Here is a 15,863-nt window from a genome sequence, read left to right on the forward strand (position 1 = left end):
GTGACACTTTCCGCCGGGGAGTTCGCGGCAGAGCCGCTCCCCACAACAGCCGAAGAGGCTCCGACCTCGGTCGCCGGCCGGTCCCCGTGGCAGATCGCCCGCGCCCGCCTGCGGGCCAACCGGGTGGCGATGGTCGCGTTCGTCGCGATCGTCGTCTTCGCGGTCATCGCCGTCGTCGCGCCGATCCTGCAGGCGGTCGGCGTCATCGACGCGACGACCCTGCATCCCGACCTCGTACAGGGGCCGGGCGCGATGCCCACGGGTGCGTTCGGAGGCATCAGCCTCCAGCACCCGCTGGGGGTCGAGCCGCAGACCGGTCGTGACCTGCTCTCGCGAATCCTGCTCGGGATCACGCTCGACACGGCCATCGCGGTCGCGGCGACGATCGTCAGCGTCGGCCTCGGTGTCGTCCTCGGCCTGGTCGCGGGGTTCTACCGGGGCGCCGCCGACTGGTCCATCGGCCGTTTGATCGACCTCATCCTCGCCTTCCCGCAGCTGCTGATGCTCATCGCGCTCTCGCCCGTACTCGTGCAGCGCCTCACCGACGCCGGCATCCCCTCCGGCAACCCGTCGAAGGTCACGTACATCATCGCGGTCCTCGGCTTCTTCGGCTGGCCCTACTTCGCCCGGATCATCCGCGGTCAGGTGCTCTCCCTGCGGGAGCGGGAGTTCGTCGAGGCCGCCGAGATGCTCGGCGCCCGGCGCAGCCGGATCAACTTCAAGGAGCTGCTGCCCAACCTGTGGGCACCGATCCTCGTGTACTCGACCCTGGTGCTGCCCACGTACATCTCGGCCGAGGCCGCGATGTCCTTCCTCGGGGTCGGGATCGTGCCGCCCACGCCGACCCTCGGCAACCTGCTCCAGGACTCCGTCAACTACGCCACGGCCGATCCGACGTACTTCCTCGCTCCCGGACTGACCCTGTTCATCGTCGTCCTCGCCTTCAACCAGTTCGGCGACGGGCTCCGGGACGCACTGGATCCACGTTCCGACCGCGCCGGAGGGAGGTGAGAGCCGACCATGTTCCAGTACATCCTCAAGCGGCTGCTTTCGATCGTCGGGATGCTCGTCCTGATCAGCATCTCCGTCTTCGCGCTGTTCTTCGCGGTACCGGCCGACCCGGCCCGCCTCACCTGCGGGAAGAACTGCACACCCGCGATCATCGAGGCGAACCGGCACGCGCTCGGGTACGACAAGCCGATCGTCACCCAGTACCTGGACTTCATGAAGGGGCTGGTGAGCGAGCGTGACTTCCCCGACGACCCGGTGATCGCGAAGAACAGCCCGCAGTCCATCACGCACTGCCCTGCGCCCTGCCTCGGCTACTCCGTGACCCAGGGGCAGCTGGTGTCCAAGATGATCAAGGATGCGTTTCCGATCACGGCGTCCATCGCGGTCGGCGCCTTCGTCCTGTGGATCGTCGGCGGCGTCGGGATCGGCGTGCTGTCGGCGCTCAAGCGGGGAACCCTCCTCGAACGAGGGCTCGTCAGCGCGTCGCTGGTGGCGTACTCCCTGCCCACGTTCTTCATCGGGCTCCTGCTGCTGAACATCGTCTCGATCAAGTACGGTCTCGCCCCCGCGGCGGGGTACACGCCGTTCCTCGACGACCCGGTTGCCTGGGCCCAGGGAATGATCCTTCCCTGGATCACCCTGGCCATGGTCTTCGCCGCCCTCTACGTCCGGCTCACCCGCGCGAACATGCTCGAGACGCTGTCGGAGGACTACATCCGCACCGCCCGGGCGAAGGGTGTACCGGAGTGGGCGGTCATCGCCCGGCACGCCATGCGCGCCGCTCTCACGCCGATCGTCACGATTGCGGGGCTGGACCTCGGCGGGGTGCTCGCCGGCGCGGCCATCACCGAGACGGTGTTCAACCTCAACGGCATCGGCAAGACCGGCGTGTACGCGATCCAGCAGCTCGACCTGCCGGTGATCGTGGCGGTCGTCCTGCTGTCGGCGTTCGTCATCGTGCTCTTCAACTTCGTGGTTGACCTGCTGTACGCGTTCCTCGACCCGAGAGTGACCCTGCGATGACCGAGCAGCAAGCACGCACCCTCCTGGACGTCCGCGACCTGCGGGTGCACTTCCCCACGGCGGACGGGCTCGTCAGGTCCGTCGACGGACTGTCGTTCTCCCTCGCACCCGGGCGCACCCTGGGCATCGTCGGGGAGTCCGGCTCCGGCAAGTCGGTCACCAGCCAGGCGATTCTCGGGCTGCACCGCGGTACCCGGGCGCAGGTGTCCGGCAGCATCTCCTTCGACGGCGTCGACCTGCTCGGCCTGCCGACCCGGGAGCTACGGCGGCTGCGGGGCAACGAGATCGCCATGATCTTCCAGGACCCGCTGTCGGCCCTGCACCCCTACTACACGGTCGGGAGGCAGATCGCCGAGGCGTACCGGGTGCACCACTCGGTCGGCAAGCGCCAGGCGCTGGCGCGCGCGGAGGAGATGCTCGACCTGGTCGGCATCCCCAACGCCGGGCGCCGGCTCCACGAGTACCCGCACCAGTTCTCCGGCGGCATGCGCCAACGGGCGATGATCGCGATGGCGCTGGTCAACGATCCCCGGCTGCTCATCGCGGACGAGCCGACCACCGCCCTGGACGTGACCGTCCAGGCGCAGATCCTCGAGCTGATGAAGAAACTGCAGCAGGAGTTCGGCTCGGCCATCATCGTGATCACGCACGACCTGGGCGTGGTCGCCGACATCGCCGACGACGTGCTCGTCATGTACGCGGGCCATGCGGTCGAACAGGGCGCGGTCGCTGACGTCTTCTACCGCCCGCAGATGCCGTACACCTGGGGCCTGCTCGCCTCGATGCCCCGCGTCGAGAACCCGCGTGGGCAGCGCCTGGCGACCATCGCCGGCTCACCGCCGTCGCTGATCGCGCCTCCGGCCGGCTGCCGGTTCCACCCCCGCTGCGCCTACCGCGGACTGGTCGAGGGCGACGCGTGCGTCACGTCGGCGCCTCAGTTGGCCACGACCGAGCCGGGCCATCTGGTGCGGTGCCACCTCGAGGCCGCCGAGCGGGCCCGGGTCCTGGGGAACATGAAGGACGGTGTGCGATGACTTCTCCTTCGGAACCGCTGCTGCGCGTCACCGAGCTGCGCAAGCACTTCCCCGCCAGGGCGGGCCTGGGCAGGCGCCGCGCGTCCGTGGTGAAGGCGGTCGACGGCGTGAGCCTGGAGGTGGCCCGCGGCGAGACGCTGGGGCTGGTGGGTGAGTCCGGCTGCGGCAAGTCGACGACGGGGCGCACCATGCTCCGGGCGCTGGAACCCACGAGCGGTCGGATCGAGTTCGACGGGCGCGACATCACCGGCGTCGGGCGCGAGGAACTGCGGCGGCTGCGGCGGGAGATGCAGATGATCTTCCAGGACCCGTTCTCGTCGCTCAACCCTCGGCACACGGTCGGCACCATCCTCGCCGCGCCGTTCGAGATCCAGCAGATCAAGACGCCGAACGGCATCCGGACCGCCGTACGTGATCTGCTGAGCCGCGTCGGGCTCAGCCCGGAGCACTACAACCGGTACCCGCACGAGTTCTCCGGCGGGCAGCGCCAGCGCATCGGGATCGCCCGGGCGCTCGCGGTACAGCCCAAGCTGATCGTCTGCGACGAGCCCGTCTCAGCTCTCGACGTGTCCATCCAGGCCGAGATCATCAATCTGCTGGAGGACATCCAGGACGAGCAGGGCATCGCGTACGTCTTCGTCGCGCACGATCTCTCCGTGGTCCGGCACATCTCGGACCGGGTCGCCGTCATGTACCTGGGCAAGGTCATGGAGAGCGCCCCGAGCGACGCGCTGTACGAGCACCCGCTCCACCCGTACACGCATGCCCTGCTCTCCGCGGCCCCGCTGCCGGACCCGGTACGGCAACGCTCGCGCGAGAAGATCGTGCTCCAGGGCGACCTGCCGAGCCCGTCGGACCCGCCGTCCGGGTGCGTGTTCCGCACCCGCTGCCCGAAGGCCCAGCAGGTCTGCGCCGACGTGACACCCGAGTACTCCGAGCACGCGCCCGGCCACTGGGCCGCGTGTCACTTCCCGGCTGTGTAACCCGAAGGAGAGGAACGCACGTGCGGATGGGTTCACCCGTCATCATCGCCAGCGAGCGGGGCGAGGTCGGGCTGGTCGAGGCGATGCGTGCCCTGCGCGCAGGGGGCAGCGCCATGGACGCGGTCGAGATCGCCCTGCGGGCCGCGGAAGCGAACGAGGCCGACCATTACGTGGGGGTCGGGGGGATCCCCAACCTGTTGGGCGAGGTGGAGCTCGACGCGTCCATCATGGACGGATCCACCCTGGCGGCGGGTGCGGTAGGAGCCGTGACCGGGTTCCCGCACCCCATCACCATCGCCCGGGCGGTCTGCGAGCAGCTTCCGCAGCACGCCATGCTGGTCGGCCGCGGTGCGGAGCGCTTCGCCGACGAGTGCGCGATCCCACGAGGTACGACCCTGACGGAGGAAGCGGTCCGGCTCTGGAAGGAGGGGCTCACGCCGGAAGCCCTGGACGAGGCCGAGCGTACGCAGGGAGCGGGCGAGACGGCGTACCGGCGCTCCGTGCTCGCGCGCATTCAGGCGATGGAGCCACCACACCGGCATCCGTGGGGCACGATCAACGTCATCGCGCTGGACGGCGCCGGGCGGCTCTGTACGGGGGTGAGCACGAGCGGGTACCCGTGGAAGTACCCCGGGCGGGTCGGCGACTCCGCGGTGATCGGGGCCGGCAACTACTGCGACGGTCGGTACGGGGGAGCCGCCTGCACCGGCCGCGGTGAACTGGCCATCCGTGCGGGTACCGCGCGAACCGTCGTCGACGGCCTGGCCGACGGACTGTCACCCGAGGAGGCGTGCGTGACCGCGCTGGAGCGGACGATGTCCCTCGCCGACCCGTTCCGCGCCCAGGTGCGGACGCTCTGCCTCACCGCTGACGGTCAGCACGCCGGCGCGGCCACGGTGACCGGCGCGACCTACGGCCTGATGACCGGCGACCACACCGAACCCGAGTTCCTGCCCAGGGCCGTCATCAGCAATCACTTTTTCATCGGAGTCGAAACGGGGAGTCAGCCGTGAAGGTTTACCTGTCCACGGACATGGAGGGAACAGCGGGCATCGTCGACTGGGCGCAGTGCGTCGGCGACGGCCCGGAAGCCATGGCCGGGCGCGCGCTCCTCCTCGCGGAGGTCAACGCGGCCATCGACGGTGCACTGGCCGCCGGAGCCACCGAGATCGTCGTCAACGACTCGCACTCCGTCATGCGCAACCTGCCGCCGGATCAGCTTCACGGCAACGCCACCTACATCGCCGGCCGGCACAAGCCGCTGTACATGATGGAGGGGCTCGACGCGTCCTTCGACGCGGTCTTCCTCGTCTCGTACCACGGCTCCATGGGCGGGGACCCGGCGGTGCTGTCGCACACCTACAACCCGCGGGCGGTCACCGAGGTGCGCCTCAACGGGGAGGTGGTCGGTGAGTCGGGCATCAACGCCCTCGTGGCGGCCCACTTCGGTGTTCCCGTCGTCCTCGTCACCGGTGACCAGACCGCCTGCCAGGAGACCAGAGCGGTGCTGCCCGACGTGCACACCGCTGTTGTCAAGGAGTCGATCTCCCGCTTCGCCGCGAGCAGCATGCACCCGTACGCCGCGCGGGAACTCATCCGGGCCGCCGCGACCGAGGCGCTGAAGGGCCTCGCGGAAGCCAAGGCCCTTGAGCTTCCGAGTCCGTCGACCCTCGAGGTGAGCTGGCGAACCGCGGACATGGCGGAGATGGCCACCTGGATCCGGGGTACCGAGCGCGTCTCCGCCCGTACCACCCGCGCCAGCGATACGGATCTGCTGCGGCTCTTCCGGACCTTCATCACCAGCGTCCTGCTGACCCGAGGGATCGCCACGGAGGTGTGAGGGCAGGCCTGCGCGCCTCGCTACGCGGTCATGAAGCGACCGCGCTCAGGCGCTCCTTACGCAGCGCGTCCGGCCATGCGTCGTCGACGGGCGGAAGCATGCTGCCGGTGGCCCACCTCAGCAGCAGGTCGGCGAGGGCCGGGTTGCGGGCGAGCGCCGGGCCGTGCGAGTACGTGCCCAGGATCTTGCCGCGCCACGCGCCTTCGGTCTGGCCGTCGTTGCCGATGCCCGTGGTGACCCGGGCGAGGGGGTAGACCTCGGGGCCGAGGTGGGTACGCCCGCCGTGGTTCTCGAACCCGGTCAGCCGGGGGAGCCCGAGCCGGGAGTCGATGTCGCCGGCCAGCTCGCCGACGGCCCGGCTGGGGCCGCGGTCGGACGTGAGGTCCAGCAGCTCCAGGCCGCGGCACTCGGTGCCCTTGGCGTAGAAGGAGTTGCCCAGGAGCTGGTACCCGGCGCAGACGGCGAAGACGACGGCGCCCCGGTCGACGGCACGGTGCAGGCCGCCGTCGGCGAGCAGCCGCTGGGACGCCAGCGACTGCGGCCCGTCCTCCCCGCCGCCGAGCAGGTAGATGTCACCGTCGACCGGCAGGGCCTGGTCGGAGCGGACCTCGACGCTGGCCACGGGCAGCCCGCGCAGGCCGGCCCGGTGGGCCAGGATCAGCAGGTTGCCCCGGTCGCCGTAGGTCGACAGCAGGTCGGGGTAGACCCAGACCAGGCGCAGCTGGGAATCAGTTGACACGGTCGAGCTCCGCTCGGATGTCCTGGAACGCGGTGTAGTTGGCGATCACTTCCAGCCGCCCCGGCGGTACCGAGGCCAGGGCCCGGCCGAACGACGGTACGTGCTGGAACGCGATGCCGTTGACGGTCAGGCGTACCGCGAGGTCCATCGCGCGGTCCCCGGTGATCAGCACGTGGCGACCGCGCAGCGGCGAGAAGTCCACGTCGTACAGCCAGGAGGTGTCCAGGCCGTCGGGGTCGCGGGCGTTGATGGCCAGCAGTGTCGGCACGTTGTCGGCCATGTCGAACGCCTCGAGCCAGCCGGCCGGGTTCTTGGAGAGCAGCAGCCGGATCATGCGGCCGTCGCGCTCGACCATGGCGTAGCGACCGGCGATCGACTTCACCTCGGTCATCCGTGCCAGGGCGTCGGCTATCCGTACCCGGAAATGGGCCGCGACGGCGAGTGCGGTGGCCGCGTTGGCCCGGTTGACCCGGCCCGGCAGCTGGAGCTTCACCTCGTGGTACGTGCCGGTGGGGTCGACCACCCCGTCGTGCTGGACCGTCCACTGTGGCACGGGCCGGTGCAGCGTGCAGCCGCTGCACCACCAGGCGTCACCCATCCGCTCGATGGTGGCACCGCACTCGGGGCACACCCACGAGTCGTCGTGCCAGCGCTGGCCGGCGGCGACCCAGGTGACGTGCTCGGCGACCTGCGCGGCCCAGGTGACCATCGGGTCGTCGGCGTTGGCGACCACCTGGATGTCGCGCTTGGCGAGGGACTCCCGCCACAGCGCCGCCATCATGGCGACCTCTTTGGCCCGGTCAAGCTGGTCGCGGCTGAGGTTGAGCAGCGCCACGACGCGCGGATGGGTGGCGTCGAGGACCTGGTCGAGGTAGTGCTCGTCCACCTCGAGCACGGCGTACGGCGTCGGACCGGCCTTGGCCAGCGCCGAGGTGTGCCCGGTCGGCATGTTCGCGCCCAGGCCGTTGGTCGCGACGTTGCCGAGCACGCTCATCGCGGCGGTGGTGAGCCGGGTCGTGGTGGTCTTTCCGTTCGTGCCCGAGATGAGCACGATCTGGCGGCCGGAGGCCAGTTCGGCGAGCAGGTTCGGGTCGATCATGAGCCCGATCCGGCCGCCGATGACCGAACCGTCACCGCGGCCGGTGGCTCGGGACAGCGCGGCGGCACTGCGCGTCGCCGACGTGGCGAGCTTGGCCCGCATCGGCAGCTTCTTCGTCGTCATCTCGCTCTCACGGGGGTCGGCGATATGGGCGACCCTACCGCCCGGCGGCGACCCGCGCTGTGCCGGGAGTCGCCCCACTTCGCTCCACGAGAATCTGCGACACGCCGACGCGAAAACCCCAAAACAGATTTTTGGTACGGGTCGGCGTGCATCATCGTGTCGGCATCACGACCGCTGGGGCGGTGCCCGGTGGTGCCCTCCACCCAGACCCACCCTCCCTGACCTGCCTGTTTTGGCGCCACCGCGCGACCACTCGGGGTAATTTCGCGTTGACGGTGGAGGGAAGTGGAGTAGAGTGGGGCGCAATGGCGGAGCCGGGGGCTCTGCCGGCCCCGGGGGGAACCGCGAGTGCGGGAAGGGGGTGGGGGTCGTTGTTTCTCGGCACCCACACTCCACGCCTGGACGAAAAGGGCCGGTTGATCCTGCCGGCGAAGTTTCGGGATGAGTTGGCGGGAGGTGTCGTGATCACCAAAGGGCAGGAGCGATGCCTGTACGTGTTTCCCGTCGCCGAGTTCGCCCGCATCGCCGGTCAGCTGCGTGAGCAGCCGATGACACACAAGGCCGCCCGGGCTTACAGCCGGGTGTTCTTCGCCAGCGCACACGACGAGGTGCCCGACAAGCAGGGCCGGGTCACGATCCCGGGCCACCTGCGGGAGTATGCCGGGCTCAACCGCGAACTCGTCGTGATCGGGGCGAGCACCCGGGTGGAGGTCTGGGACCGGCAAGCCTGGGATACCTACCTCGCCGAGAGCGAGGAGGACTTCGCCGACATCGAAGAGGGGGTGCTGCCCGGAGGGCTGTGATCGAGAGTTCATGGCAGTCCACAAGGGACGCACACCACACCGGTCGTGGCGTACCGCGAGATCTCCAGCCGCTAGTGCTCCTGGCTCTACTTCCCCAGTGCCAGGCGGACGAGCGGATGGGGATCTGGCGGTACGTCGACCCGGCCGGGCTGGTAACGCAGGCCTGACGGCGACCGCGAATCGCCGTCAGGCCTGAGGTGACGAGGGGGTCGACATGGGGGAGCGGGGTACCCACGTACCCGTTCTGCTCGAGCGGTGTCTCGAGCTGCTCACCCCCGCCCTCGCACAGCCCGGCGCGGTGCACGTCGATGCCACGCTGGGCCTCGGCGGCCACGCGGAGGCGGTCCTCGAGGCCAACCCGGACGTGACCCTCGTCGGTCTCGACCGGGATCCCCAGGCGCTCGAGCTGGCGGGGCGGCGGTTGGCCCGGTTCGCCGGACGCACCCACCTGGTGCACGCCGTCTACGACGAACTGCCCGAGGTGTTGGACCGGCTCTCGCTCGGGCCGGTCAACGGGATCCTGTTCGACCTCGGAGTCTCCTCGCTGCAGCTCGACGAGGCGGCGCGGGGATTCGCGTACGCCCAGGACGCGCGCCTGGACATGCGGATGGACCAGACCCGTGGGCGGACCGCCGAAGAGGTGGTCAACACCTACAGCGCCGGCCAGTTGACCCGGATCCTCCGGGTTTATGGCGAAGAGAGATTTGCGTCACGGATTGCGGCGGCGATCGTTCGGGAACGGACGAAGACACCGCTGACGTCCTCGGCGCGGCTGGCCGAACTGGTCCGGGATGCCATCCCGGCTCCGGCGAGGCGTACCGGGGGACATCCGGCGAAGCGCACCTTCCAGGCGCTGCGCATCGAGGTCAACGAGGAACTGGGAGCGCTTGAACGGGCGCTGCCGGCGGCTCTCGACGCGCTCGCGCCCGGAGGGCGGGTGGTGCTGATGTCCTATCACTCCCTGGAGGACCGGTTGGTGAAGCAGGCGCTGGTGGCCCGGACCAGGTCGACCGCGCCGGTGGACCTGCCGGTCGAGCTGCCGGGCACGGAACCGACGTTCCGGCTGCTCACCCGGGGAGCGGAGCCTCCAAGCGAGGCGGAGGTGGAGGCCAATCCGCGGGCGGCGTCGGTGAAGCTGCGTGCGGCGGAGCGGGTGGATCCGGCAGGCCCGGGTTCGGGACGGCAGGGTTCGGACGATGCCCCGACGGGGCACAAGAACGGCGGCAGGCGGCCGGGGCTGCAACCCCGGCCGCCGCGCCGACCGAAGGCAATGCATCAGCCCAGCGCGCCGACCGCGAATCGGCGCGCCGGGGAACGGAACGGGCGGTCCGCATCGGATCAGGACTGAGGACCGCCCACAACGCAGCTCGAAAGTTGCGAAAGGGGTGAAACTATATGGCGATGACACTGCCGTACCGGCGGCAGCAGGTTACACCGCGGTCGGGGGGCCGGATCGCGGGGGATCGGCGTGCGGCCATGGAGCGGGAGTACGGCAGCGGAGCACCCGCGGTGGTGGGCAACACCGCGCTCGCGCCGGAGCCGGAGGTAGGGACGGTCGCGGACCGTCCCACGCTGCCTCGGCTGCGGGTGGCGCCGCCGGCGCCGGTCAGCGTGCCGAAGGCGCCGTTCGTGGCCGGCGTGCTGGTCACCGTGATCACGGGCGTGGTGGGGATCCTGGTGCTCAACACCAAGATTAACGAGAACGCGTTCCGGCTCGAGGCGCTGCAGAAGCAGCAGGGCCGGCTCGACCGTGCGGAGGCGGAGCTCACCAAGGATCTGGCCGACAAGTCGTCGCCGACCAGCCTGGCCGCGGCGGCCCGGCGGCTGGGGCTGGTGGACAGCAAACCGGCGTTCATCACGCTGCCCGACGGCAAGGTCCTCACCGTGCCGCAGCCGGCCACCGGCCAGTCCGGTACCGGTCGGGCACCGGCACAGCAGAACGGCGGTCAGTCGCACGGCGCCCCCGCCGGCCAGACCCGGCGGTAGCGCGTGCCGTCCCGTCCGTCCGATCCGCGTCGCGCTCCCCGCAGCGGCGTCACCGACCCGGTCATCGACCCGACGGTGACGCCGCCGCGGGGCGGCAGCGGCCGTTCCGGTATCGGCGACGCCCGCCGCTACACCCCCCGTGGTCGGAGCATTCGGGAAGCCGATGCCGAGCGGGGACAGCGCAGCCGTGGCGGTGACCCGTTCCGGCCCGCGCTGCAGGTGGTCAAGGGCGGGGCGGACGAACAGCGGCGGGGCGGCCGGGCCGTGCCGCCGCGTACCCGTGACCGGTCGACGGCCGGCACCGGAGCGGCGAGTACGTCCACATCGGACACCCGGCGACCGGCGCGCACCGATACGGCTGCCGGTCGTTTCCGGTCGGCCGGCGGTGCGGCCGGAAAGGCCGGCAGCGTCGCCGGTGCGGCGGGCCGGGCGGCGAGGGCCGCGGGCCGTACCGGGACGGGGCGGATCGCGCCGGCCCGCAAGCCGGTCCGCCGGCCCAAGCGTCAGGTCCGGCTGCCCGAGACGGGGCGCCGGCTGCGCCTGGCCGGTGTGCTGATCCTCGGTGTGTTCGTGGTGATCAGCGGCCGACTGGTGGAGCTGCAGCTCATCGACGCCAAGGCGTACGCGGCCCGTGGGCTGGTCAACCGGATCCACGAGGTCGACCTGCCGGCCCCGCGCGGCACCATCTACGACCGCAACCAGCAGATCCTCGCGCACAGCGTGGAGGCGCGCTTCGTGTACGCCGACCCCGGCATGATCGACGATCCCGAGGGGACGGCGCGGCACCTGGCCCCGCTGCTCGGCAAGCCGGTCTCCGAGCTGCTGCCGAAGGTCACCAAGCACACGTTCAAGGACGGTACGCCGGTACAGTTCGAGTACCTCGCGCGCGGCGTCAGCATGGCGGTCGGCGACAAGGTGGACAGCCTCAACCTGGCCGGCATCCGCGTCAAACCGGACGAGCGTCGGGACGTTCCCGGCCACGACCTCGCCGCCAACGTCCTCGGCTTCACCGGGTACGGGCTGAAGGGCCAGGCCGGGCTGGAGCAGAGCTACGACGACGTGCTGCGCGGCGAACCGGGCAAGCGCGTCTTCGAGGTCGGCGGCGGCGACGTCGGCGCGGAGATCCCCGGTGGCTACCACGTGGAGACCCCCGCCCGCCCCGGCTCGTCGATCCAGCTGACCATCGACAGCGACCTGCAGTACCGGGTCCAGTCCGTGCTGGGGCAGCAGGGCAAGAAGGTGCATGCGGACTTCGCCTCGGCGGTCGTGATGGACGTCAAGACCGGGGAGGTGCTGGCGCAGGCCAGCTACCCGGGCTACGACGCGGCCGAGCCGCTGAAGGCGTCGTCCAAGCAGCGGATGGACGCCAACACCGACCTTGTCGTCGACCCGGGTTCGGTTTCCAAGGCCATCACACTCGGCGCCGCGCTGCAGGAGGGCGTCGTCAAGCCCGACAGCACAGTGCCGATCGGGCCCACGATCCGCAAGGCCGACACCACCTACTCAGACACCCACCCGCTCCCCGAGGGTACGAAGATCACCCTGCCGGGCATCCTCGCGTACTCCTCCAACGTCGGCACGATCAAGATCGCTGATCAGCTGGGGGCGCAGAAGCTGTACGAGTACCAGCAGAAGTTCGGGCTCGGCAAGGCGACCGGCGAGGGGGTGCCCGGCGAGGCGTCCGGGCTGATCCAGCCGCCGAAGAACTGGAGCGGCTCGAGCTACGGCTCCATCCCGATCGGCATGGGCATCTCCGCCACGCCGCTGCAGATGGCAGCCGTGTACGCGGCGATCGCCAACGGCGGTGAGTGGGTGCAGCCGCACCTGGTCAAGGCCGAGATCTCGGCCGACGGCAAGGTCACCCCGGCGCCCGCGGCGCGCCGGCAGCGGGTGCTCTCGCCGCAGAACGCGGCCGCGCTGAGCCAGATGCTGGAGGCGGTGGTGACCGTCGACGGCGCGACCGGACGCAAGGCGGCCGTGCCGGGCTACCGGGTGGCGGGCAAGACGGGTACCGGAAAGTTCGTGGGGCCGGACGGCAAGTACGTCGCCGGTGAGGTCGCCTCGTTCATCGGCTTCGCCCCGGCCGACGCGCCGCGCTACGTGATCAGTGTCTTCGCCCACACGCCGAAGGGCGAGGGCGGCGACGTGTCGGCGCCCGCTTTCGCCGACATGATGGCGTTCGCGCTGGGCCGCAACCGGGTGCCGCCCACCGGGTCCGCACCGCCGACGTTCGCGATCACCGGCTGAGGCGGTGCCCGCGTGTGCCGCCTTCTCAGCGTGCCCGCTACCGCTACCGGTAGGGTCTAGCCCCGTGTCCGGCTACCCCCGCCCCCGCAACACGCCGGCGACGCCACTCGCCCGGTTGGCTGCGCTTCTGACGGTGCCTGTCGATGATCGTGTGCAGGTCGCGGTCACCGGAGTCACCCACGCCAGCGACGCGGTCCTGCCCGGTGACCTCTACGCCGCCCTGCCCGGAGCCCGTCGTCACGGTGCCGAGTTCATCGCCGCCGCGGCGGCCGCCGGAGCCGTCGCGGTCCTCACCGATCCCGCCGGCGCCGACGCCGCGCGGGCGGCCGGACTGCCGGCCCTGGTCGTCGCGGATCCCCGGTCGGCCCTCGGCGCCGTCGCGTCCCGGATCTACGGCGACCCCACCGAGCGGCTCGCCGTCATCGGGATCACCGGTACCGCCGGCAAGACGTCGACGGCGTACCTGATCGAGTCGGGACTGGCCGCCGCCGGCCGGACCACCGGGCTGATCGGCACCGTCGAGACCCGCCTGGGCGACCTCGTCGTGGACAGCGCGCGTACCACCCCGGAGGCGACCGACCTGCACGCGGCGCTCGCCGTGGCGCTCGAGCGCGGGGTCGACGCGGTGGTCATGGAGGTCTCCAGCCATGCCCTCGCGCTCGGCCGGGTGGGCGGGGTGCGCTTCGCCGTCGGTGGCTTCACCAACCTCGGCCTCGACCATCTCGACTTCCACGCCGACGTCGACGACTACTTCGCGGCCAAGGCCAAGCTGTTCGACGGCCGGTGCGCGGTCGAGATCGTCAACGCCGACGACGAGTACGGGCGCCGCCTGCTCCGCCCCGGGACCGTCACGTACGGGATCTCGGCGGGCGACTGGCACGCCTCGCAGATCACCGACCTGGACTTCGGCCAGCGCTTCGTCGCGCACGGGCCGGACGGCATCGCGGTCGAGGCGGGTGTGGCCCTGCCGGGGCGGCACAACGTCGCCAACGCGTTGCTCGCGATCGCCTCGCTGCACGCCGTCGGTGTCGACCCGGCCGTGGCGGCCCGCGGCGTGGCCGCCTGCTCCGGCGTACCGGGCCGGATGCAGCGCATCGCGGCCCCGGGCCCGGTACTGGGTGTGGTCGACTACGCGCACAAGCCCGACGCCGTGGTGGAGGTCCTGACCGCGCTCCGGCGGCTGGCGGCCGGCCGCAGCGGTCGGCTCATCTGCGTGATCGGCGCCGGCGGCGACCGCGACCGGGCCAAGCGCCCGGTGATGGGCGCCGGTGCCGCGGCCGGCTCGGACGTCGTGATCGTCACCGACGACAATCCCCGTACCGAGTCACCGGCCGCGATCCGGGCCGAACTGCTGGCCGCGGCCCGTGAGACCGGTGGCGCCGAGATCGTAGAGGTGGACGGGCGGCGCGCCGCGATCGAGGAGGCGGTGCGGCGGGCGGTCCCGGGTGACGTGATCGCGTTGCTGGGCAAGGGGCACGAGCGTGGACAGGAGGTGGGCGTCGAGGTGTATCCGTTCGACGACCGGGAGGAGTTGGCGGTGGCACTGACCGCGAGATTCGGGCCGGCGCCGGTCGGGGTGGTGGAGCCCCGATGATCCCGCTGACCCTCGCCGAGATCGCCGAGCTCACCGGAGCCGAGTTGGTCGGCGCCGACCCGGGCGCGCGGGTGACCGGACCGGTCGAGTTCGATTCACGCCGGGCGGCCCCGGGCGGTCTCTTCGTGGCGTTCCCCGGGGAGAAGGTCGACGGCCACGACTACGCCGGGGTCGCGGTGGCGGCCGGCGCGGTCGCGGTGCTCGGCAGCCGGCCGGTCCAGGGCGTACCGATGCTCGTGGTCGGTGACCCCCTGGTCGCGCTCGGCAGGCTGGCCCGCGCGGTGCGTGACCGGCTGCCGCGCCTGACCGTGATCGGCATCACCGGCTCGTCGGGTAAGACCACGACCAAGGACCTCATCGCGCAGACGCTGCCGCAGCTCGGTGCGGTGGTCGCCCCGGCCGGCTCGTTCAACAACGAGCTGGGCCTGCCGTACACGGTGCTCAAGGCGACCGAGGACACCCGGTACCTGGTACTGGAGATGGGCGCCCGCGGCGCCGGCCACATCAACTACCTCTGCGACATCGCCCGCCCCGACATCGGCGTCGTGGTCAACGTCGGCGTGGCCCACCTGGGCGAGTTCGGATCGGTCGAGCACATCGCGGCGGCCAAGTCCGAGCTGGTCACCTCGCTGGCGGCCGACGGGCTCGCCGTCCTCAACGCCGACGACGCGCGGGTACGCTCGATGTCCGAACGGGCCCCCGGACGGGTCGTGCTGGCCGGCGAGGCCGCCGACGCGGACGTCAGGGCCGAGGGCGTCGTCCTCGACGAGCGGGGACGCGCGTCGTACCAGCTGGTCGTGGGCGGAGAGCGGGCTTCGGTGCGGCTCGGCGTGGCCGGCCGTCACCAGGTCGGCAACACGCTGCTCGCCGCCGCCGTGGCCAGCTCGCTGGGCATGGCGGTACCCGACGTCGCGGCCGCCCTGAGCGGCCTCGGGACGGTGTCCAGCCGGCGGATGGAAGTGTTCGACCGTGCCGACGGTGTCACGGTCATCGACGACTCGTACAACGCCAACCCGTCGTCCACCGCGTCGGCGCTGCACGCGCTGGCGGAGATGGGCCGGGCCGGGCGCACCATCGCGGTGCTCGGCTACATGGCCGAGCTCGGCGAGTACGAACGTGCCGGGCACGCCGAGGTCGGGCGGCTCGCCGCCGAGCTCGGCGTCGACCTGCTCGTGGTGGTGGGTGACCAGGCCGCGCCGATCGGCGCCGGCGCTGAGACCGTGGTGAATTGGGGAGGGAAGGCTGTGCTCGTGAACGACCAGGACGCGGCGGTCGCGATCCTGCGCGACGAGCTGCGATCGGGTGACGTGGTGCTGGTCAAGGGATCGCGCTACCGGACCTGGCAGGTGGCCGACGCCCTGCGCGAGACGCCGGAGGCGCA

The 15,863-nt window shown here is 71.2% G+C and carries 14 protein-coding genes; 12 read left to right on the top strand and 2 right to left on the bottom strand.

The window, feature by feature from the left end:
* The 6 genes from Pme01_RS08310 to Pme01_RS08335 are packed head-to-tail and all read left to right on the top strand — an operon-like array spanning nucleotide 1 to nucleotide 5,891.
* Nucleotides 1-1,011: an ABC transporter permease gene (locus tag Pme01_RS08310; RefSeq protein ID WP_203935497.1), complete on the top strand. Its 1,011-nt coding sequence runs from the start codon at nucleotides 1-3 to the stop codon at nucleotides 1,009-1,011.
* Nucleotides 1,012-1,020: 9 nt separating this feature from the next.
* A complete protein-coding gene (locus tag Pme01_RS08315) occupies nucleotides 1,021-2,034 on the top strand; it encodes an ABC transporter permease (protein ID WP_168115003.1) in 1,014 nt (337 codons plus the stop codon).
* Nucleotides 2,031-3,068: an ABC transporter ATP-binding protein gene (locus Pme01_RS08320; RefSeq protein ID WP_168115004.1), complete on the top strand. Its 1,038-nt coding sequence runs from the start codon at nucleotides 2,031-2,033 to the stop codon at nucleotides 3,066-3,068. The genes Pme01_RS08315 and Pme01_RS08320 overlap by 4 nt, the downstream gene beginning before the upstream one ends.
* The gene (locus Pme01_RS08325; protein ID WP_168115005.1) at nucleotides 3,065-4,051 is read left to right on the top strand and encodes an ABC transporter ATP-binding protein; all 987 of its coding nucleotides are present in this window, start codon (nucleotides 3,065-3,067) and stop codon (nucleotides 4,049-4,051) included. The genes Pme01_RS08320 and Pme01_RS08325 overlap by 4 nt, the downstream gene beginning before the upstream one ends.
* A 26-nt stretch (nucleotides 4,052-4,077) precedes the next feature.
* Nucleotides 4,078-5,064 carry an isoaspartyl peptidase/L-asparaginase gene (locus tag Pme01_RS08330; RefSeq protein ID WP_168115006.1) on the top strand — a complete coding sequence of 329 codons (987 nt, stop codon included), beginning with the start codon at nucleotides 4,078-4,080 and terminating at the stop codon, nucleotides 5,062-5,064.
* On the top strand, nucleotides 5,061-5,891 hold the full coding sequence (locus tag Pme01_RS08335) for a M55 family metallopeptidase (RefSeq protein WP_168115007.1): 831 nt from the start codon (nucleotides 5,061-5,063) through the stop codon (nucleotides 5,889-5,891). The genes Pme01_RS08330 and Pme01_RS08335 overlap by 4 nt, the downstream gene beginning before the upstream one ends.
* A 28-nt stretch (nucleotides 5,892-5,919) precedes the next feature.
* Here the strand turns inward: Pme01_RS08335 and Pme01_RS08340 are convergent, their stop codons facing one another.
* Nucleotides 5,920-6,630 (bottom strand): type 1 glutamine amidotransferase, encoded by a 711-nt coding sequence (locus Pme01_RS08340; protein ID WP_168115008.1) that lies wholly within the window; start codon nucleotides 6,628-6,630, stop codon nucleotides 5,920-5,922.
* The gene (locus tag Pme01_RS08345) at nucleotides 6,620-7,852 is read right to left on the bottom strand and encodes a MurT ligase domain-containing protein (RefSeq protein WP_203935498.1); all 1,233 of its coding nucleotides are present in this window, start codon (nucleotides 7,850-7,852) and stop codon (nucleotides 6,620-6,622) included. The genes Pme01_RS08340 and Pme01_RS08345 overlap by 11 nt, the downstream gene beginning before the upstream one ends.
* Before the next feature lie 371 nt (nucleotides 7,853-8,223).
* Between Pme01_RS08345 and mraZ the strand changes: the two genes are divergently transcribed.
* The 6 genes from mraZ to Pme01_RS08375 form a co-directional block, all read left to right on the top strand.
* Entirely contained in the window at nucleotides 8,224-8,655 is a 432-nt protein-coding gene (gene mraZ / locus Pme01_RS08350; RefSeq protein WP_168115009.1) for a division/cell wall cluster transcriptional repressor MraZ, read from the top strand.
* 214 nt (nucleotides 8,656-8,869) lie between these two features.
* Entirely contained in the window at nucleotides 8,870-10,003 is a 1,134-nt protein-coding gene (gene rsmH, locus Pme01_RS08355) for a 16S rRNA (cytosine(1402)-N(4))-methyltransferase RsmH (RefSeq protein ID WP_168115010.1), read from the top strand.
* Nucleotides 10,004-10,050: 47 nt separating this feature from the next.
* Nucleotides 10,051-10,641, top strand: a complete 591-nt coding sequence (gene ftsL, locus Pme01_RS08360) for a cell division protein FtsL (protein WP_373315472.1) — start codon at nucleotides 10,051-10,053, stop codon at nucleotides 10,639-10,641.
* A gap of 3 nt (nucleotides 10,642-10,644) precedes the next feature.
* Nucleotides 10,645-12,888 (top strand): peptidoglycan D,D-transpeptidase FtsI family protein, encoded by a 2,244-nt coding sequence (locus tag Pme01_RS08365; RefSeq protein WP_239088083.1) that lies wholly within the window; start codon nucleotides 10,645-10,647, stop codon nucleotides 12,886-12,888.
* Between the two features lie 127 nt (nucleotides 12,889-13,015).
* Complete coding sequence (locus Pme01_RS08370; protein ID WP_240947950.1) at nucleotides 13,016-14,482, top strand: UDP-N-acetylmuramoyl-L-alanyl-D-glutamate--2,6-diaminopimelate ligase; 1,467 nt, start codon at nucleotides 13,016-13,018, stop codon at nucleotides 14,480-14,482.
* The coding region (locus Pme01_RS08375) for a UDP-N-acetylmuramoyl-tripeptide--D-alanyl-D-alanine ligase (RefSeq protein WP_203935499.1) at nucleotides 14,479-15,863 on the top strand (1,385 nt) is incomplete at its 3' end. The genes Pme01_RS08370 and Pme01_RS08375, both read left to right, overlap by 4 nt.

Source organism: Planosporangium mesophilum (genome assembly GCF_016863255.1).
In the GTDB taxonomy this organism is placed as follows: Bacteria; Actinomycetota; Actinomycetes; order Mycobacteriales; family Micromonosporaceae; genus Planosporangium; species Planosporangium mesophilum.